We start from the raw sequence: 17201 nt of genomic DNA, 5'->3' as shown, positions 1-17201 counted from the left end.
CGGCGTCCGGCCGGGGCGGCGGCCGCGCGGTGCGTCAGCGGGGTGTGCGTCCGCGCTTCGACAGCTCCAGCTCCCTGGCGTGCCGCGCCGCCGCCGCGGCCTCGCCCCGGTGCACCGGGCCGTGCCCGGGCAGCACGAAGTCGGCCTCCAGCTTCTCCACGATCGCCAGCGACTCCAGCGCCCGCGCGCGGTCGGTGTCGAACATCCGGGGGAGCAGCTGCGGGCCGCGCAACCGCGAGGTGGGATGGCCGGTCACCAGCCCGTCGCCGGTGATCAGCGCGCCGACGGCCGGCAGGTGGTACGCGCTGTGCCCGCCGGTGTGCCCCGGCGTGTGCACGGGCACGGGGCGGCCCGGCAGGTCGAGCGGACCCTCCTTCGGGAAGGGCTGCGGGTCGGTCATCTTCACGTCCGTGAGGCCGCCCGACCGTACGGCGTGCACGAGCCACGGGAGGACGCCGGGCCGCCAGGCGTTCTTCAGTACGTCGCCCACCGCCACCTGGTGCAGGAACTCGCGCCGGGCGTGCGGCACCTCCGCCTCGTGCATCAGCACCGGCACCTTGTGCTCGCGCGCGAACCGGTCGGCCGAGCCGATGTGGTCGCTGTGCGCGTGGGTGACCAGGATCGCCGCCACGGCCGCCGGCCGGTGCCCCAGTGCGGCAAGGGATGCCACCACCTGGTCGTGGTCACCGGGGTAGCCGGTGTCCACCAGCGTCACGGCGTCGCCGTCCTCCAGGATCACCCAGTTGGTGTTCGAGCCGTACACCAGATACGTACCGGTGCCGACCTGCACGAGCGCGTCGTCGCGCATCGCCCGCCCCTTCCTCGCCCCGAAGGCCGTGTGGATCTTGCAACCTCCCGAGCCTAGACGTCCGGCCGGCCACGCGGTAACCGGGACGGTGCGCACCCGGCCGTCCACCTGACGGCCGGTAAAACACGTACTCCCTATGGGTGATCGTTGGTACCGTCCGGGCATGTCCGACAGCCCCGGAACATCACCCGGCCCCGTCACCGCAGCCGACGTCGAGCAGGCCGTCCGGCTGGCCGTCACCACTCTGCGCGAGGGGGCCACCGCTGATTGGAGCGTGCCGGCCGGCGTCCTGGAGTGGGACTGCTGGGAGACCACCGAGCACCTCGCCGACGACCTCTTCTGCTACGCCGCCCAACTGGGCCCGGACGTCCCGCCGGTGGATACGCACGTGCCGTTGCAGTGGGCGCAGGCACGGCCCGGCGGCCCGGGGAACGCGTTCTTCGCCGATCGTGCGGCGGGCCCGGCCGGACTCCTCGTACTGCTGGAGGCGAGCGGCGCGATCCTGACGGCCGTCGTGCGTACGGCGTCGCCGGACAAGCGCGCCTTCCATGTCTTCGGGGTGTCGGATCCCGAGGGGTTCGCGGCGATGGGGGTCGTCGAGACGCTGGTCCATGTGCACGACATCGCCGCGGGGCTCGGCCTGGGCTGGACGCCGCCGGGGGACCTGTGCGACCGGGTGCTGGCGCGGCTCTTCCCGGACGCCCCCGGGGTCCCGGACCGCTGGGCGGCGTTGCTGTGGTGCACGGGCCGTACGGAGCTGCCGGGCCTCCCGCGGCGTACGGAGTGGCGCTGGTACGGCGCTCCGCAAAAGTAAGGGGTGCCGGCCCCCGAGGGGGCCGGCACCAGGAGGGGTACTGCGGTTACGTCACTTGTTGGCGCACTGCCCACTCGTGGGGTTGAGCAGCGACACCACGTGGACGCCCGTGCCGCAGACGTTCACCGGCACGTGGAGCGGCACCTGGATCGTGTTGCCGGACACGACACCCGGCGAGTGGCTGCTGCTTCCCTGAGCGCCCGAGTCGGCGGCGGCGGCGCCGGCGCCACCGACGATGGCGGCAGTGGCCAGGACGGCCGCGGCTGCGGTGGTACGGATGCGCATAGCGTTCTCCTCACAGAGGGCGGAACATCAACGGCTCCCATCAGAACCCAACTCCGCCGTGGCGGCCCGCCGGGTTCGTCCGTCAGGGGCACACCGCCCGGAAAAAAGGCGTGTGACCTGCACTTTTGTCGATTCCCCCAACCGAATGACAGTCCCGCTGGGCGAGTTCTTGCCCCTCGCGCCCGTACTTCTCCGTGCTCCCCGAGCCGCCGTCACCGGCCGGCCCGCCGTCTGTCGGTGCGGAGACAGGGGAAATAGTGCATTCGACGCCACACGCCCCTAAGGCGATTCTTATATATGTATTTGGTAGCGTACGAGGGTGCGGCTGACGAAGTTCACCGACCTGGCGCTCCGAGCCGTGATGCGCCTGGCGGTCTCCGAAGAGGACGCGTACCCGACCACCCGTGAGGTCGCGGACGCGATGAACGTTCCGTACACCCACACGGCGAAGGCCGTCACCCGTCTCCAGCATCTCGGCGTGGTCGAGGCCCGCCGGGGCCGCGGCGGCGGGCTCGGGCTCACCGAACTCGGCCGGCGGGCGTCGATCGGCTGGCTGGTACGCGAGTTGGAGGGTCCGGGCGAGGTCGTTACCTGCGAGGGGGACGCGCCCTGTCCGCTGCGTGGCGCCTGCCGGCTGCGGCGCGCGCTGCGCGAGGCGCAGGAGGCGTTCTACGCCACCCTCGACCCGGTCACCGTGACCGATCTGGTCTCCTCGCCGACCGGCCCCGTGCTCGTCGGTCTCGCGGGCCGTCCGCCGGAGTGACCCGGGCGCGGCGCGGTCCTGCAGTGCCACCGCAGTGATGCGGCCCCTCGCGCAGATAAATGCGAATCTAAAAAGCGAATTAAGGAGTCGTCGTGCTCTCGGAACAGTCCCGCCCCGTCATCCGCGCCACCCTGCCCGCGGTCGGCGCGGCCATCGGTGAGATCACCGAGCTCTTCTACCGCAAGCTCTTCGCCGACCGGCCGGAGCTGCTGCGCGACCTCTTCAACCGCGGGAACCAGGCCACCGGCGAGCAGCAGCAGGCCCTCGCCGGCTCGATCGCGGCCTTCGCGGGCCTGCTCCTGGAGCGCCCGGACGCACGCCCCGACGCGCTGCTCGGCCGCATCGCCCACAAGCACGCCTCCCTCGGCATCACCTCCGAGCAGTACAAACTCGTCCACCAGCACCTCTTCGCGGCCATCGCCGAGGTGCTCGGCGACGCTGTTACGTCCGAGGTGGCCGCCGCTTGGGACGAGGTCTACTGGCTGATGGCCAACGCCCTGATCGCCACCGAGACCCGCCTCTACCAGGAGACCGGCGTCCCCGAAGGCGCCACCTGGCGGCCCATGGAGATCACCGAGCGGCGCGAGGAGACCCCCGACGCGGTCTCCTTCCTCCTGCGGCCCGCCGACGGTGGCCCCGCCGCCCCCTTCGCCCCCGGCCAGTACGTCAGCGTCCGGGTGGAGCTGCCGGACGGCGCGCGCCAGATCCGCCAGTACAGCCTGTCCGCGGCGCCCGGCGGTCCGCAGTGGCGGATCACCGTCAAGCGCGCCGCGGGCGATCCGGCGGGCGAGGTCTCCTCCTGGCTGCACGCGCACGCGCGCCCCGGCGACGTCCTCTCCGTCTCCCGGCCCTTCGGCGACGTGGTGCTGCCGGAGGGTGACGGACCGCTGCTGCTGGCCTCCGCCGGCATCGGGACCACGCCCGTACTGGCGATTCTCGGCCACCTCGCCGCCACCGGGGCCACCCGCCCGGTGGCCGTCCTGCACGGTGACCGGACCCCGGCCGGCCACGCCCACCGGGACGAGCTGCGCGCACTGGTCCGCTCCCTCCCCGCCGCCGAGCTGCACCTCTGGTACGAGGAGCCCGGCGACACCGCACCCGAGGCCGCGCAGGGCCGCCCCACCGTCGCGGGCCTGGCCCTGCCGGCGGGCCTGACCGCCTACCTGTGCGGTCCGCTGCCCTTCCTGCGCGCCGTCCGCGGTGACCTGCTGAGCCGAGGGGTCCCCGCCGAGGCGGTGCACTACGAGGTCTTCGGCCCCGATCTCTGGCTCGGCCAGGACTGAAGGGCGGCCGTCGGAGCAGGCCGCGGCGCACCGGCGGGCATGGTTCCCGCAAACCCCGGACTTTGAGAAAGCCCACAGGTCAGAGGGTTGCGGTGCGCCGTAGGGCGGCTTTGATGCACAATCGCACGGCGGGTGGGCTGCGCCTGCCCGGACGTGACCCGAGGCCATGGCCTCCCGACATCGCACAGGGACGTGACGAGCCGAGCATGAGTACGTACCGGGACAGGGTGCACCGTGGATCGGCGCGGGCGACCGTGCTGCGCACGGTCGGCACCCGGGAACGCCGTTCGCACCTCAGCGCGCCCCGCGTGCCCACCGTCGGTATCGACATCGGCGGGACGAAGGTCATGGCGGGCGTGGTGGACGCCGACGGGAACATCCTGGAGAAGGTCCGCACCGAGACGCCGGACAAGTCCAAGAGCCCGAAGGTGGTCGAGGACACCATCACCGAGCTGGTGCTGGACCTCTCCGACCGGCACGACGTGCACGCCGTGGGCATCGGCGCGGCCGGCTGGGTCGACGCCGACCGCAGCCGGGTCCTCTTCGCCCCGCACCTGAACTGGCGCAACGAGCCGCTGCGCGAGCGCCTCGCGGGCCGCCTCGCCGTCCCCGTCATGGTGGACAACGACGCGAACACCGCGGCCTGGGCCGAGTGGCGCTTCGGCGCCGGGCGCAACGAGGACCACCTCGTGATGATCACGCTCGGTACCGGCATCGGCGGCGCGATCCTGGAGGACGGCCAGGTCAAGCGCGGCAAGTACGGCGTGGCCGGTGAGTTCGGGCACATGCAGGTGGTGCCGGCGGGGCACCGCTGCCCGTGCGGCAACCGCGGCTGCTGGGAGCAGTACAGCTCCGGCAACGCGCTGGTACGCGAGGCCCGCGAGCTGGCCGCCGCCGACTCCCCGGTCGCTTACAACATGATCGAGCGGGTCGGCGGGCACATCCCGGACATCACCGGGCCGCTGATCACCGAGCTGGCGCGCGAGGGCGACGCGATGTGCGTCGAGCTGTTCGCCGAGATCGGCCAGTGGCTGGGCGTGGGCATCGCCAACCTCGCCGCCGCGCTCGACCCGTCCTGCTTCGTCATCGGCGGCGGCGTCAGCGCCGCCGACGACCTGCTGCTCGGCCCGGCCCGGGACGCCTTCCGGCGCACCCTCACCGGCCGCGGCTACCGCCCCGAGGCCCGCATCGCCCTGGCCCAGCTCGGCCCCGAGGCCGGCATGGTCGGCGCCGCCGACCTCGCGCGGCTGGTGGCCCGCCGCTTCCGCCGCGCCAACCGCCGCCGGGTAGAGCGCTACGAACGCTATGAACGGGCCGGCCGCCGATGACCGACGTGGAACAGGCTCCCGTGAGCGAGCACCCCGAGCACCCCGAGCGCCCCGACCGCGCCGAGTCCGCCGACGATCCGGGCAGCCCCGGACCGGCCGAGCCCTCGGGCCCCGGCGGTCCCGCCGCCCCGGAGGCCGGGGCGCACGCGCCGCCCCCGAGCCGGCGCCGTCGCTGGCTCACCGGGTTCGTCGTCTTCCTGCTGATCGCCATCCCGGCCGGCTACCTCGCGATCTCCGCAGCGCAGAGCCGCGACAGTGGCCAGGAGAAGGAGGAGCGGGCGGCCATGGCGGGGCTCACCTGGCACTGGCCCTCGAAGGTGCAGCGCCGCATCTACGACGTGCGGATACCGGCCTACTCGTACCCGGTCGCCTTCTTCGAGACCAACTCCTTCAAGACCAGCTCGCTGTACGTGACGTTCCGTACCTCCCAGGACGGCCTGGACCAGTTCCTGAAGAACTACGGACGCACCCGTGCCGACCTGAAGAAGGACGCCGTCACGATCTCGCCGGAGCAGGCGAAGCGGGTCAAGTGGGACTTCTCGATCGGGGACGGCTACGCGGGCATGGTCCACAAGCAGAAGGCGCCGCGGCCCACGCAGCGGATCACGGTCGACTTCGCCGAGGACGGCCACCCCGTGGTGTACGTGCTCTCCACGACCCGGTTCTGAGGCGGCGGCCGGCCGCGTCGCACGGCCCGGACGGACGGGTTCCGGTGGCGAAACTCTGATGGAGAACGCCGACCGGATCACAGTCGGGCGTTCCGGGCCAGCCGGTTATGAGCCGAATCCGCCGCCATGACCGACTCTTCAGGCCGGAACGGCGTCCGATTGCTGACCCGGGTGTCAGGAGTGGGCGGTTTGATTGGGTAGCGTGGCCGGGTGAGCGAGAAGACCCTGCAGCACCGGATCGACGGCCCCGACGACGCGCCCGTACTTGTCCTGGGTGCCTCACTGGGCACCACCTGGCACATGTGGGACCGGCAGATACCCGAACTGACCCGCCAGTGGCGCGTCATCCGGTTCGACCTGCCGGGGCACGGCGGGTCCCCCGCGTACCCCGCCGCCTCGGTCGCCGAGCTCGCCGACCGCGTGATCGCCACCCTCGACGGCCTCGGCGTGGACCGCTTCGGCTACGCCGGCTGCGCCATGGGCTCGGCCATCGGCGCCCAGCTCGCGCTCGCCCACCCCCAGCGCCTCACCTCGCTCGCGCTGGTCTCGGCATCGCCCCGCTTCGGAACCGCCGACGCCTGGCGGCAGCGCGGCGTGGTGATCCGTACCAACGGCCTCGACCCGATCGCCCGCTCCGCCCCCGAGCGGTGGTTCACGCCCGGCTTCGCCGCCGCCCAGCCCGCCATCATCGAGTGGGCCGTGCAGATGGTGCGCACCACCGACCCCGGCTGCTACATCGCCGCCTGCGAGGCGTTGGCGGCCTTCGACATCCGGAGCGAGCTCGGCAGGATCTCCGCGCCCACCCTCGTCGTCGTGGGCTCCGAGGACCTGGTCACCCCGACCGCCGACGCCCGCACCCTCGTCGCCGGCATACAGGACGCGGGTCTCGCCCTGGTGCCCGGCACTTCGCACCTCGCCCCGGTCGAGCAGCCGTCCGCCGTCACCGAGCTGCTCATCCGGCACTTCTCCACCGCCTGGCAGGACAAGCCGGCCGGGCAGGCAGCCCTCGGCGCCACCCCGCCCAAGCCGGTCCTCGATCCGGCCCCGCCGCAGCCGCAGCCCCAGCCGCCGGCCGTCGCCATCGAGCCGGCCGCCGAGCAGCCGGAGATGGTGCGCACCGGCTCCTACGAAGCGGGCATGAAGGTCCGCCGCGAGGTGCTGGGCGACGCGTACGTGGACCGTGCCGAGGCCGCCGCCGACGACTTCACCGGCGACTTCCAGGACTTCGTCACCCGCAACACCTGGGGCGAGGTGTGGACCCGCTCCGGCCTGGACCGCCGCACCCGCAGCGTCATCACGCTCACCGCGCTGGTCACCAGCGGCCACCTGGACGACCTGGCCGTCCACGTCCGCGCCGCGCTCCGCAACGGCCTCACCCCGGCGGAGATCAAGGAGATCCTGATCCACACCGCGGTCTACTCCGGCATGCCGGCCGCGAGCGCCGCCTTCAAGGCCGCCCAGCGCGTCATCCGCGAGGAGACCACGCCGGAGGACTGAGAGCCGGTGTCATGACCTCTCCGGTCCGCCTGCCGCACAGGTCCGCGCGGCAGGATGGGGGTATGGAACTCGAACTCACCAAGAAGACCCACGCCTGTGTCCGGCTGGCCAAGGACGGGCGGACGCTGGTCATCGATCCCGGTGGTTTCAGCGAGGAGGACGCGGCCGTCGGCGCGGACGCGATCCTGATCACCCACGAGCACCCCGACCACTTCGCCGAGGACCGGCTGCGGGCCGCCATGGACGCGAACCCGGCCGCCGAGATCTGGACCCTGGCCTCGGTGGCCGAGCAGATCTCGGCCGCGTTCCCCGGCCGGGTGCACACCGTCGGCGAGGGCGACGCCTTCACCGCCGCCGGCTTCGAGGTCGAGGTGCACGGGCAGCTGCACGCCGTGATCCACCCCGACATCCCGCGGGTCACCAACGTCGGCTACTTCGTCGACGGATCGGTCTTCCACCCCGGCGACGCGCTCACCGTCCCGGGCCGCCCGGTCGACACCCTGCTGCTGCCCGTGCACGCGCCCTGGAACAAGGTCTCCGAGGTCATCGACTACGTGCGCGAGGTCCGGCCGCGACGCGCCATCGACGTCCACGACAGCCTGCTCCAGGAGCACGCCCGGCCGATCTACGACCGCATGATCGGCCGGCTCGGCGGCGCCGAGCACGGCCGCCTCACGCCTGGTCAGGCCGAGTCGCTGGGCTGAGGACGGCGACTGTCGGAGGCGGGCGGTAGGTTGGCACTCATGCGCATCGCGACCTGGAACGTCAATTCGATCACCGCCCGCCTTCCCCGGCTGCTGGCCTGGCTGGAGAACACCGGCACGGACGTGCTGTGCGTGCAGGAGACCAAGTGCTCCAAGGAGCAGTTCCCCTTCGACGAGCTGCGCGAGCTGGGGTACGAGGCGGCGGTGAACGCCACGGGCCGGTGGAACGGCGTGGCCATCCTCTCCAAGGTGGGCCTGGAGGACGTGGTCGAGGGCCTGCCCGGCGACCCGACGTACGACGGCGTGGCCGAGCCGCGTGCCGTCTCGGCCACCTGCGGCCCGGCCCGCGTCTGGTCGGTCTACGTCCCCAACGGCCGTGAGGTCGACCACCCGCACTACGCCTACAAGCTCCAGTGGTTCGAGGCGCTGAAGGCGGCCGTCGCGGGCGACGCGGCGGGCAGCCGCCCGTTCGCGGTGCTGGGGGACTACAACGTCGCGCCGACCGACGACGACGTCTACGACCTCGCCGCCTTCGAGGGCGCCACGCACGTCACCCCGGCCGAGCGCGCCGCCCTCGCCGACCTGCGCGGCGCCGGCCTGACCGACATCGTGCCGCGCCCCCTGAAGTACGACCACCCCTTCACGTACTGGGACTACCGCCAGCTCTGCTTCCCGAAAAACCGCGGCATGCGCATCGACCTGGTGTACGGCAACGAGCCGTTCGCCAAGGCCGTCTCCGACTCCTACGTCGACCGCGAGGAGCGCAAGGGCAAGGGCGCCTCGGACCACGCCCCGGTGGTCGTCGACCTGGACGTGTGAGGACCCGGGCGGGGCGCCGCTCGACGCCCCGCCCGCCGCCTCACGGCACGAGCTTGCGCAGCTCCACCGACTCGGCGAGCGCCTTGAGCCCCTCGTCGCCGGGGTGCAGGTGGTCGCCGCTGTCGTAGGCGGGCAGCATCCGCTGCGGCCGCTGCGGGTCGCGGATCACCGCGTCGAAGTCCAGTACGGCGTCCACGGCACCGCCGCTGTTCCGGATGAACGCGTTGACCGCCTGCCGCCGCTGGTCGACCTCCGGGTAGCAGTCGGCATACCCCTCGCAGGGCGCGACCGTCGCGGCCACCACCCGCAGCCCCCGCTCGTGGGCCCGCCGGGCGATGTTCCGCAAGCCCTCGATCACCTCGGCCGCCGAGGTCCCGGACCGCACGTCGTTGATGCCCTCGAAGACCACGACCGTACGGGCCGAGGTCTGCGCCAGGACGTCCCGCTCCAGCCGGTGCTGGGCGCTGACGCCGCCGGTGTCGGTGCTGATGCCGTCGCCCTTGTAGCGGTCGGTGACGATGCGGTTCGCTGAGATGCCGTGGTTGATCACGCCGTACTTGGGCAGCGTGTGCTGCTGCTGGAAGCGGCGCGCGAGGACGTCGGGCCAGCGTCGGTTGGCGCCGCTGGTGGACTTCACGCCGTCGGTGATCGAGTCGCCGAGCGCCACGATCGACCCGGGCCCGCCGGTGACGTCGACGCCGGAGAGGAACGGCCAGGTGGTGAGGGTGCCGGTGTAGGCCGCCGCGCCCGCGTCGCGGGTGCGGTCGCCGCTGCCGGCCGCGCTCACGTACGACTGCTGGATGGCCTCCTTGTGCACGGGTGCCGCGCCGACCGGGCCCGCGAGATGGAAGCTCACCAGGAGGTTGGTGTCGGCGGGGACGGTGAAGCGGACGGGGTCGCTGAAGGCCTGCGCCCCGGCGGGAATGCGGGTGGCGCGTTTGCCGCCGAAGGTGAGCGGTACGGGCTTGCCGGCCGCCTGCGCGCCGCTGCCCTGGACGGCGACGCTCGCCGCGCCGATGTCGACGGGCGTGGCCGCGAAGGTGTTCTCCAGCCGTACGCGGGCCTGCCGGCCGCCGGCGCCCGCGTGGACCACGAGCCGCAGGGTCTGGTCCCGCCACGGCCCGACCTTGGTGTAACCGGCGCTGCTGGCCGCCCAACTGCCGGTCCAGCCGGCGGTGTCGCGGCGCAGCGCCGCCGAGAAGACGTGCAGGTCGCGGTCGGGCCCTGGGTCCTCGGGGAGGGTGACCGAGCGGACCTGCCGGCCGGTGCTCACGGGCACCGTCACCGCGTACAGCCGGACCGTTTCGGTGCGCTGTCCGGTGGCGGAGTTCAGGTGGGGGAGGGCCACCGCCTTCGTGCTGAGCGGGCCCGTCCGCCAGTCCGGCGCGGTCAGTTCGTACGTGCTGCGCGAGCCGTCCCGGTACTGGACCGTGCCGGTGCCGGTGACGTCCCCGCCGGTCGCGGCGACGAGAAAGGTGAGCGCGGTGCCCTGCCCGGAGAGCCGGACCGCCTGGCCGTCGGCGCGTACGTTGTCGTGCTTGCCGTGGGCGGTGCGCGGCCAGGTCAGCCGGGTCGCGTCGAGGTCCAGCGCGCGGCCGGGCGTCCAGCCGGCAGCGGCGAGGTCCTGGGCCGAGAGGGAGTTGCCGGCGCCGTCGAAGTCGGCGCCGCCGGCTCTGGTGTCGTCGCTGACCGCGGTGTTGTCGAAGAGTCTCGTCAACGGCTGCGGCGAGGCGGTGGTTCGGGGGTCGGCGGCGGTCGCCGGAACGGCGGTTCCCGCGACCGTGAGGGCGAGAGCGAGCGGAACGGTGGTGCCCCATGGTCGTACGCGCATCAGTCGTCTCCTTGGGTGGCGGGTGAGCCAGGGGATGAGCGTGATCCGGTCGAGCCGACACGAGCGCCATGAACGTAGAGAGGCGGGTGGGGAGCGTCAAGGAAGCACGGAGTGACGACCGGATGACCCGGGCACCGCGCGCCTGTGGCCGCTGCCCGGGTGGGAGTGGGACGCTGCACTACATGAACATGTCTTTCCTGGACAAGTGGCGCAAGCACCCCGTGGCCCCCGGTGGGGTGAACGTCGACCCCGAGGCCACCGCCGAACTCCTGTCGGAGTGCGAGCTGCTGCGTGCCCAGGCCGAGTCGGAAGGCGTGGAACTGGACGATTCCCCGGGGTCGTTGGCCGACCTGGACCAGCTGCGTCCGGTCTGGCGGGAGGACCCGGAGGTGGAGCCCTGGCTCGGCAACGACGCCGGCCTCTACCTCGGCACCGTGCTCGTGCGCACGGTGCAGGGCGCCGCCTGGAAGATGTGGCCCGACGGGCAGCCCGTGGTGCGGATGCCGTCCGGGCGCGAGGTGGACGTCGTGGCCGCGGGCATGGAGTGGGCGGCCAGCGGCGCCCCCGAACTCTCCCGGCTCTACACGGAAGTCGCCGGCAGCTGAGCGGCCCGCGGGCCCGGCACGGTCCGGACGAGCGGCCCTAGACGAACGCGATGTCGTACGCCAGCCGCCAGCGGTCGGCCCGTACGACGATGTCCGAGGTCTCCACCGGCCGTCCGTCCGCGTCGAAGTGGGTGCGCTCGACCACCGTGACGCAGCTGCCCGGCGGGCAGCCCAGGGACTCCGCCTCGGGGCTGGAAGCGGATCGGGAGCCGACCCGCTCCTCGGCGCGCACCACCCGGATGCCGATGGCCGCCATCCGCCCGCGCACGCCGCGGCGGGCGTAGGGCCCGCACTCGGGGAACACCACGTCCGTGCCGTCGGTGATGGCCAGCGGCTCCCAGCTGGTCGCGAGCTGCACCGGCTGGCGGTCGGCGAGGTATTCGTACTGGGAGCACACCACCGTCTCGCCCTGCGCGATCCGCAGCCGCCGGGCCACCGGTGCCGTCGCCGGCACCGTCGTGGAGGTCGCCTCCCACGTCAATGGCGTGCCGTCCGGACACTTCGCAAGGGTGATGCTGGCCGCGAAGGGTGAATCGACCGCGCCGGTGGAGCGCAGCAGGGTGCCCAGCGGTGCCCGGTCCGCGACGAACACCCCGCGGCCGAACTGCCCTTCCGCGTACCCCGCCGTCTTCAGCAGCCGCACCGCCCGGTCCACGGTCTGGTCGCTGGCCTCGTACGCGCGCTTCAGCTCGGCGCGGGAGGGGATGCGGGCGCCGACCGCGAGGACCCCCTCGTCGATCTGCCGCCGCAGGTCGTCGGCGATGCGCTGGAAGACAGGCCGGTGCTCACCCATGCCCGACAGGCTAGGTACGCAGGCGCGTTCTGTGTACCTAGGGGCTCCGGGGAATTGCAGGCTGCCGGGGGAATGCCCGGTGCTGCTCCGGGCGTGTCCTCGATCGCCCGACCAGCGTTATTTGGGGTAGTTTGCGAGATCTCCGCTGGTACGGACGAGAGTGAGCAGGGCTGCATATGGCCGGTGACGCGCTGATCGAGATGCGCAGGGTCAACAAGTACTACGGGAAACTCCACGTCCTTCAGGACATCGACCTCACCGTCGGCCGCGGCGAGGTGGTCGTGGTCATCGGCCCCTCCGGCTCCGGCAAGTCGACCCTCTGCCGCACGATCAACCGCCTCGAACCGATCCAGTCCGGCACCATCTCGCTGGACGGCCGCCCGCTCCCCGAGGAGGGCCGCGAGCTGGCCCGGCTGCGCGCCGAGGTCGGCATGGTCTTCCAGTCCTTCAACCTCTTCGCGCACAAGTCGGTGCTGGCCAACGTGGCGCTCGCGCCGATGAAGGTGCGGAAGACGAGGAAGGAGGCGGCCGAGCAGCGGGCCCGCGAACTCCTGGACCGGGTCGGGCTCGCCGCGCACGCCGACAAGTACCCGGCCCAGCTCTCCGGCGGCCAGCAGCAGCGCGTGGCAATCGCCCGCGCGCTGGCCATGGACCCCAAGGCGCTCCTCTTCGACGAGCCGACCTCCGCGCTCGACCCGGAGATGATCAACGAGGTGCTGGAGGTCATGCGGCAGCTCGCCCGGGACGGCATGACGATGGTCGTCATCACCCACGAGATGGGCTTCGCCCGCTCGGCCGCCAACCGCGTGGTCTTCATGGCCGACGGCTGCATCGTCGAGGACCGCACTCCCGAGGACTTCTTCACGGCCCCGGAGAGCGACCGCGCCAAGGACTTCCTCTCCAAGATCCTCAAGCACTGAAGCGGGGGTGACCGCAGTGAAGACGTTCCCACGGGCGGCAGCGGCTGTGCTGCTCGCCCTGCTCGCCGTCCTCGCCGCCGCCTGCGGCAAGCCCGGCAGCCCGCCCGCCAAGGGGCCGCGCGGCGACGAGCTGCCGGACTACCCCGTACAGACCCGCTTCCAGCTGCCCGACTCGCCCACCTGGCAGAAGGCGAAGCGCCGCGGCCACTTCGTCGTCGGCGTCAAGGAGGACCAGCCCTACCTGGGCGAACGCGACCCGGCCTCCGGCGAGTACCGCGGCTTCGACATCGAGATCGCCAAGATGCTCTCCGCCGCGCTCGGCTTCGATCCCAAGGGCATCGCCTACAAGACGATCGCCTCGGCCAACCGCGAGACCGCCCTGCAGAACGGCCAGATCGACTACTACGTCGGCACGTACACCATCAACGCCCTGCGCAAGAAGCAGGTCGGCTTCGCGGGCCCGTACTACATGGCGGGCCAGGGCCTGCTGGTGCGCAAGGACGAGAAGGACATCAAGGGCCCGGAGGACCTGGCCGGCAAGCGGGTCTGCTCCGCCGCGGGCTCCACCCCGTACCAGCGCATCAAGGCCGACTACCCCAAGGCCGTGCTCGTCGCGTACGACACCTACTCCGTCTGCGTCGACAACCTGCTCACCTTCCAGGTCGACGCGGTCACCACCGACGACGCGATCCTGCTCGGCTACGCCGCCAAGGCGCCCGACGAGATGAAGCTCGTCGGCAAGCCGTTCTCCGAGGAGCCCTACGGCGTCGGCGTCCCGCTGAAAGACCCCGCGCTGCGCTTCGCGATGGACGACGCGCTCGCCGCCGACGAGAAGAACGGCACCTGGAAGAAGGCCTACGACGCCACCCTCGGGCTCTCCGGAGTGCCCGCGCCGAAGCCGCCCAGGATCGACCGCTACACGGTGAGCTGAGGGAGCCCCCGACACCCATGGACGTACTGACCCACAACTGGTCCCTCTACGGCAAGGGCATGCTCGGCACCGTCGAGCTCACCGTCTTCGCCTCGCTGCTCGCCCTCGTGCTCGGCGTGATCATGGCGGGCTTCCGGGTCGCCCCGGTCGGCTCGCTGCGCGTCTTCGGCACGGTGTGGGTGACGGTGCTCCGCAACACCCCGCTCACCCTGCTGTTCTTCGCCGTCCTGCTCGGCCTGCCGCGCTTCGGCCTGGCCCTGCCCTTCAACGTCTTCGCGATCCTCGCACTCGGCTGCTACACCTCGGCCTTCATCTGCGAGGCGGTGCGCTCCGGCATCAACACCGTGCCCGTGGGACAGGGCGAGGCGGCCCGGAGCCTGGGCATGACGTTCGGTCAGACGCTGGGCACGGTGGTCCTGCCGCAGGCGTTCCGTACGGTCATCCCGCCCGTCGGCTCCACGCTGATCGCGCTGGCCAAGAACTCCGCCATCGCGGGCTCCTTCAGCGTCGTCGAGCTGCTCGGCACCTACAAGACCCTCAACGAGCTGGGCTACAGCATCATCTGGTCCTTCATCTGGATCGCCGTCGGCTATCTGATCGTGACCCTGACCATCAGCGCGCTGTTCAACGTGCTGGAGAAGCGCTGGGGAGTCGCCCGATGAGCAGCACCGCCCTGTACGACGTCCCGGGCCCGAGAACCCGCGCCCGCCACCGCCTCTACGGGGTCGTGGCGACCGTGGTGATCCTCGCCCTGCTCGCCTGGGCCTGCTACCTCCTGTACGACACGGGGCAGTTCGAGGGGCAGAAGTGGACCCCCTTCGAGTACCAGGGCATCCAGGAGCTGCTGCTCAAGGGGCTGGGCAACACGCTCAAGGCGTTCGCCGTCGCGGCGGTGCTCTCGCTGGTGCTGGGCACGGTGCTGGCCGCCGGACGGCTCTCCTGGCACCGGCCGGTCCGCTGGCTGAGCACCCTGCTGGTGGAGTTCTTCCGCGCCATGCCCGTACTGGTGATGATCTTCTTCATCTATGTGGCGCTGCAGGCCGAGCCGCTGACCGCGCTGGTGGTCGGCCTGACGCTCTACAACGGCTCGGTGCTCGCCGAGGTCTTCCGCGCGGGCGTGCACTCCGTCGAGCGCGGCCAGCACGAGGCGGCGTACGCGCTGGGCATGCGCAAGACGCAGGTCATGACCCACGTACTGGTCCCGCAGGCGGTGCGCGCCATGCTGCCCACGATCATCAGCCAGCTGGTCGTCGCGCTGAAGGACACCTCGCTCGGCTTCCTGATCACCTACGAGGAGTTCCTGCACGCCGGCAAGCTGATCGCCTCCAACCTCGACTACGACCTGCCGTTCATCCCCGTCGTGCTGGTCATCTCGCCCATCTACATCGGGATGTGCATGCTGCTCTCCTGGTTCGCCAACTGGGTCGGCAAGCGGCAGCGGCGCAACCCGAAGGTCGAGGGCGAGGTCGGGGCCGCCGAGCCGGGCACGCTGCTGCCGGGCGGGCCGCAGCAGTGACCCGCCCGGCGGTGCCGCGCGGTCAGTCCCGCACCGGCACCGACACCCACGACGGGTCGCCGGCCGGCGAGGAGAAGGTGAGCTTCGCGCCGTCGGGGTTGTGCTCGATGTAGAGCGGGTCGACGGAGTCCGCGACGAGCGCCAGCCGGTGCCCGGCAGGCACGTCGTACGCGGTGGAGAAGAGGTCCAGGTCCATGGCGAAGGGCTTGCCCGGCTGCTTGTCGTGGAAGGTGAACGGCGCGTGGGTGACGAGCTTGCCGGTGCCGAGCGGGCCGACGTCGTAGAGGTAGGCGACGGCGGTGCCGCTCTCGGCGGTGCTGGTGAGCGTGGTGTGCAGCTTCGCCGTGCCGCGCACCCGCTGCTGGGTCTCGTACCGCTCGGACTGCCAGACGGCCGTGGCCGAGCGGGGCAGCAGCGGGATGGAAGCCATCGGCGGGACCTTGAAGAACTGGTCCAGCATGCTGGAGAGGAAGATCGTGCCGCCGTTCGCGCCGCTGTCGCGGTTGGTGGCGATCTCGTGGGTGCCGTTCAGCGGGATGCGCCGCTGGCCCGAGGGCACGTCCTTCCAGCTCGCGTACCCCTCGTACGCGCCCGTGGAGCGGGACTTGAGCCGCACCGGGGACTCGCGGTCGACGCCGTTGTCGGCGCCCTTGAGGTAGTGGTCGAACCAGCGCTTGGTGTCGGTCCAGGCATCATTGGGCAGCCCGAGCAGGCCCGTGGCCTCGGCCGTTGCGTGGTCGCCGGGCCGGAACTCCAGCCGCTTGGGCCCCGTGAGCTTCTCGAAGAAGTCGGCGTACTGGTTCGGCGGGAAGATCGAGTCGCCCCAGGCGTTGCCGAGCATGATGGCAGCGCCGTTCTTGTTGATCCGGTCGAGATAGGTCGCGGCGGAGCGCTTCTTGCCCCACGCGATCATCTCGTCCTCCTTGGCCAGGTTGGAGCCGAGGAAGTCCTTCATGATCGTCTGAAGCTCTGCGCTGGGCCGCCCGGTGAGCTGGCCCGCGCCCGCCAGCAGCCCGGCTGCCTGGGCGTGCTGGGTGCGTCCGCTGTAGATGGAGTCGATCAGGTTCGCCCAGCCGCTGAGCGCCCCGACCGCCTTGATGCGCGGGTCGAAGGCCGAGGCCAGCAGGGAGATCCCGGCGCCGTAACTCACCCCGGCCATGCCCACCTTGTCCGGGTCGGCCGGGGTGTGGGCCAGCGCCCAGTCGACGACCTTGCGGGCGTCGGCGACGTCCTGCGGGCCCGCGGTCTCGATGTTCCCGCCGGACTGCCAGAAGCCGCGCGAGTTGTAGCCGACGACGACGTACCCGGAGTCCGCCAGCTTCTTGGCCTGCGCCACGTACTCGATCTGCGGCATGCCCCAGCTGGTGGGCAGCACGATCACCGGGTAACGCTTGCTCCCGTCGGCGTCGCCGGGTGTGAAGACATTTGCCTTGAGCGTGATCCCGCCGTCGCCCTCGATGTCGACGAACTTCACCGAAGCGGTGGCGGTGGCCGGGGCCGCCTGCGCTGCGGGGGCCGTGGCGGTCAGGGTGGTGGCGAGAACGGCCGCGGAGACGGTACCGATCGCGGCGCGCAGCGTCGTGCGGGAGGGCGTCATCTACTGCTCCAGTCTCGGCGTGGGGGTACACCGGAGGGG

Annotated in this window: 18 protein-coding genes; 13 read left to right on the top strand and 5 right to left on the bottom strand. The window is 71.9% G+C overall.

The window, feature by feature from the left end; all coding sequences use genetic code 11:
* Positions 1–34 precede the first annotated feature (34 nt).
* Entirely contained in the window at positions 35–808 is a 774-nt protein-coding gene (locus ACIGQF_RS23715; RefSeq protein WP_399713519.1) for an MBL fold metallo-hydrolase, read from the bottom strand.
* Between the two features lie 163 nt (positions 809–971).
* Here ACIGQF_RS23715 and ACIGQF_RS23710 point away from each other — a divergent pair, with 163 nt between their 5' ends.
* The gene (locus ACIGQF_RS23710; RefSeq protein ID WP_399713517.1) at positions 972–1622 is read left to right on the top strand and encodes a hypothetical protein; all 651 of its coding nucleotides are present in this window, start codon (positions 972–974) and stop codon (positions 1620–1622) included.
* Positions 1623–1673: 51 nt separating this feature from the next.
* On the opposite strand, the gene ACIGQF_RS23705 is transcribed toward ACIGQF_RS23710, so the two are convergent.
* The gene (locus ACIGQF_RS23705; protein WP_399713514.1) at positions 1674–1907 is read right to left on the bottom strand and encodes a chaplin; all 234 of its coding nucleotides are present in this window, start codon (positions 1905–1907) and stop codon (positions 1674–1676) included.
* A 319-nt stretch (positions 1908–2226) separates the two neighbouring features.
* Here ACIGQF_RS23705 and ACIGQF_RS23700 point away from each other — a divergent pair, with 319 nt between their 5' ends.
* From ACIGQF_RS23700 to ACIGQF_RS23670, 7 genes are all read left to right on the top strand, one after another.
* On the top strand, positions 2227–2670 hold the full coding sequence (locus ACIGQF_RS23700) for an RrF2 family transcriptional regulator (protein ID WP_399713511.1): 444 nt from the start codon (positions 2227–2229) through the stop codon (positions 2668–2670).
* Positions 2671–2762: 92 nt separating this feature from the next.
* Positions 2763–3953 carry a globin domain-containing protein gene (locus ACIGQF_RS23695; protein WP_399713509.1) on the top strand — a complete coding sequence of 397 codons (1191 nt, stop codon included), beginning with the start codon at positions 2763–2765 and terminating at the stop codon, positions 3951–3953.
* 206 nt (positions 3954–4159) lie between these two features.
* Entirely contained in the window at positions 4160–5281 is a 1122-nt protein-coding gene (locus ACIGQF_RS23690; RefSeq protein ID WP_361566915.1) for an ROK family glucokinase, read from the top strand.
* A gap of 20 nt (positions 5282–5301) precedes the next feature.
* On the top strand, positions 5302–5949 hold the full coding sequence (locus ACIGQF_RS23685; protein WP_399713506.1) for a hypothetical protein: 648 nt from the start codon (positions 5302–5304) through the stop codon (positions 5947–5949).
* Between the two features lie 210 nt (positions 5950–6159).
* The gene (locus ACIGQF_RS23680) at positions 6160–7446 is read left to right on the top strand and encodes an alpha/beta fold hydrolase (protein WP_399713503.1); all 1287 of its coding nucleotides are present in this window, start codon (positions 6160–6162) and stop codon (positions 7444–7446) included.
* Between the two features lie 62 nt (positions 7447–7508).
* Entirely contained in the window at positions 7509–8150 is a 642-nt protein-coding gene (locus ACIGQF_RS23675) for an MBL fold metallo-hydrolase (protein WP_399713500.1), read from the top strand.
* 39 nt (positions 8151–8189) lie between these two features.
* Positions 8190–8969, top strand: coding sequence for an exodeoxyribonuclease III (locus ACIGQF_RS23670; RefSeq protein ID WP_362215273.1), 780 nt, complete (start codon positions 8190–8192; stop codon positions 8967–8969).
* A gap of 40 nt (positions 8970–9009) precedes the next feature.
* Here ACIGQF_RS23670 and ACIGQF_RS23665 read toward each other — a convergent pair whose 3' ends face one another.
* Positions 9010–10800: an SGNH/GDSL hydrolase family protein gene (locus ACIGQF_RS23665; protein ID WP_399713496.1), complete on the bottom strand. Its 1791-nt coding sequence runs from the start codon at positions 10798–10800 to the stop codon at positions 9010–9012.
* A gap of 182 nt (positions 10801–10982) precedes the next feature.
* Between ACIGQF_RS23665 and ACIGQF_RS23660 the strand changes: the two genes are divergently transcribed.
* A complete protein-coding gene (locus tag ACIGQF_RS23660; protein WP_399713493.1) occupies positions 10983–11405 on the top strand; it encodes a DUF6278 family protein in 423 nt (140 codons plus the stop codon).
* 37 nt (positions 11406–11442) lie between these two features.
* Here ACIGQF_RS23660 and ACIGQF_RS23655 read toward each other — a convergent pair whose 3' ends face one another.
* On the bottom strand, positions 11443–12198 hold the full coding sequence (locus ACIGQF_RS23655; RefSeq protein ID WP_399713490.1) for a GntR family transcriptional regulator: 756 nt from the start codon (positions 12196–12198) through the stop codon (positions 11443–11445).
* 176 nt (positions 12199–12374) lie between these two features.
* On the opposite strand from ACIGQF_RS23655, the gene ACIGQF_RS23650 reads away from it, so the two are divergent.
* Genes ACIGQF_RS23650 through ACIGQF_RS23635 form a run of 4 tightly spaced genes read left to right on the top strand, consistent with a single transcriptional unit; the run spans position 12375 to position 15565 of the window.
* Positions 12375–13118, top strand: a complete 744-nt coding sequence (locus ACIGQF_RS23650; RefSeq protein WP_399713488.1) for an amino acid ABC transporter ATP-binding protein — start codon at positions 12375–12377, stop codon at positions 13116–13118.
* A 16-nt stretch (positions 13119–13134) separates the two neighbouring features.
* Positions 13135–14049, top strand: a complete 915-nt coding sequence (locus ACIGQF_RS23645; protein ID WP_399713485.1) for a glutamate ABC transporter substrate-binding protein — start codon at positions 13135–13137, stop codon at positions 14047–14049.
* A 17-nt stretch (positions 14050–14066) separates the two neighbouring features.
* Positions 14067–14711, top strand: coding sequence for an amino acid ABC transporter permease (locus ACIGQF_RS23640; protein WP_361566941.1), 645 nt, complete (start codon positions 14067–14069; stop codon positions 14709–14711).
* Positions 14708–15565 carry an amino acid ABC transporter permease gene (locus ACIGQF_RS23635; RefSeq protein WP_399713482.1) on the top strand — a complete coding sequence of 286 codons (858 nt, stop codon included), beginning with the start codon at positions 14708–14710 and terminating at the stop codon, positions 15563–15565. The genes ACIGQF_RS23640 and ACIGQF_RS23635 overlap by 4 nt, the downstream gene beginning before the upstream one ends.
* 22 nt (positions 15566–15587) lie before the next feature.
* Here the strand turns inward: ACIGQF_RS23635 and ACIGQF_RS23630 are convergent, their stop codons facing one another.
* On the bottom strand, positions 15588–17162 hold the full coding sequence (locus ACIGQF_RS23630) for a CocE/NonD family hydrolase (protein ID WP_399713479.1): 1575 nt from the start codon (positions 17160–17162) through the stop codon (positions 15588–15590).
* Positions 17163–17201 lie beyond the last annotated feature (39 nt).

Origin of the sequence: Streptomyces sp. NPDC053560 (genome assembly GCF_044544605.1) — a bacterium.
Taxonomy (GTDB): Bacteria; Actinomycetota; Actinomycetes; order Streptomycetales; family Streptomycetaceae; genus Streptomyces.
This window is presented reverse-complemented; position numbering and strand designations above follow the sequence as displayed.

Bases quoted from the DNA above. Each gene is read 5' to 3' on its own strand.
- ACIGQF_RS23715 (WP_399713519.1), bottom strand. From the start codon at position 808: ATGCGCGACGACGCGCTCGTGCAGGTCGGCACCGGTACGTATCTGGTG.
- ACIGQF_RS23710 (WP_399713517.1), top strand. From the start codon at position 972: ATGTCCGACAGCCCCGGAACATCACCCGGCCCCGTCACCGCAGCCGAC.
- ACIGQF_RS23705 (WP_399713514.1), bottom strand. From the start codon at position 1,907: ATGCGCATCCGTACCACCGCAGCCGCGGCCGTCCTGGCCACTGCCGCC.
- ACIGQF_RS23690 (WP_361566915.1), top strand. From the start codon at position 4,160: ATGAGTACGTACCGGGACAGGGTGCACCGTGGATCGGCGCGGGCGACC.
- ACIGQF_RS23675 (WP_399713500.1), top strand. From the start codon at position 7,509: ATGGAACTCGAACTCACCAAGAAGACCCACGCCTGTGTCCGGCTGGCC.
- ACIGQF_RS23670 (WP_362215273.1), top strand. From the start codon at position 8,190: ATGCGCATCGCGACCTGGAACGTCAATTCGATCACCGCCCGCCTTCCC.
- ACIGQF_RS23665 (WP_399713496.1), bottom strand. From the start codon at position 10,800: ATGCGCGTACGACCATGGGGCACCACCGTTCCGCTCGCTCTCGCCCTC.
- ACIGQF_RS23660 (WP_399713493.1), top strand. From the start codon at position 10,983: ATGAACATGTCTTTCCTGGACAAGTGGCGCAAGCACCCCGTGGCCCCC.
- ACIGQF_RS23655 (WP_399713490.1), bottom strand. From the start codon at position 12,198: ATGGGTGAGCACCGGCCTGTCTTCCAGCGCATCGCCGACGACCTGCGG.
- ACIGQF_RS23650 (WP_399713488.1), top strand. From the start codon at position 12,375: ATGGCCGGTGACGCGCTGATCGAGATGCGCAGGGTCAACAAGTACTAC.
- ACIGQF_RS23640 (WP_361566941.1), top strand. From the start codon at position 14,067: ATGGACGTACTGACCCACAACTGGTCCCTCTACGGCAAGGGCATGCTC.
- ACIGQF_RS23635 (WP_399713482.1), top strand. From the start codon at position 14,708: ATGAGCAGCACCGCCCTGTACGACGTCCCGGGCCCGAGAACCCGCGCC.
- ACIGQF_RS23630 (WP_399713479.1), bottom strand. From the start codon at position 17,162: ATGACGCCCTCCCGCACGACGCTGCGCGCCGCGATCGGTACCGTCTCC.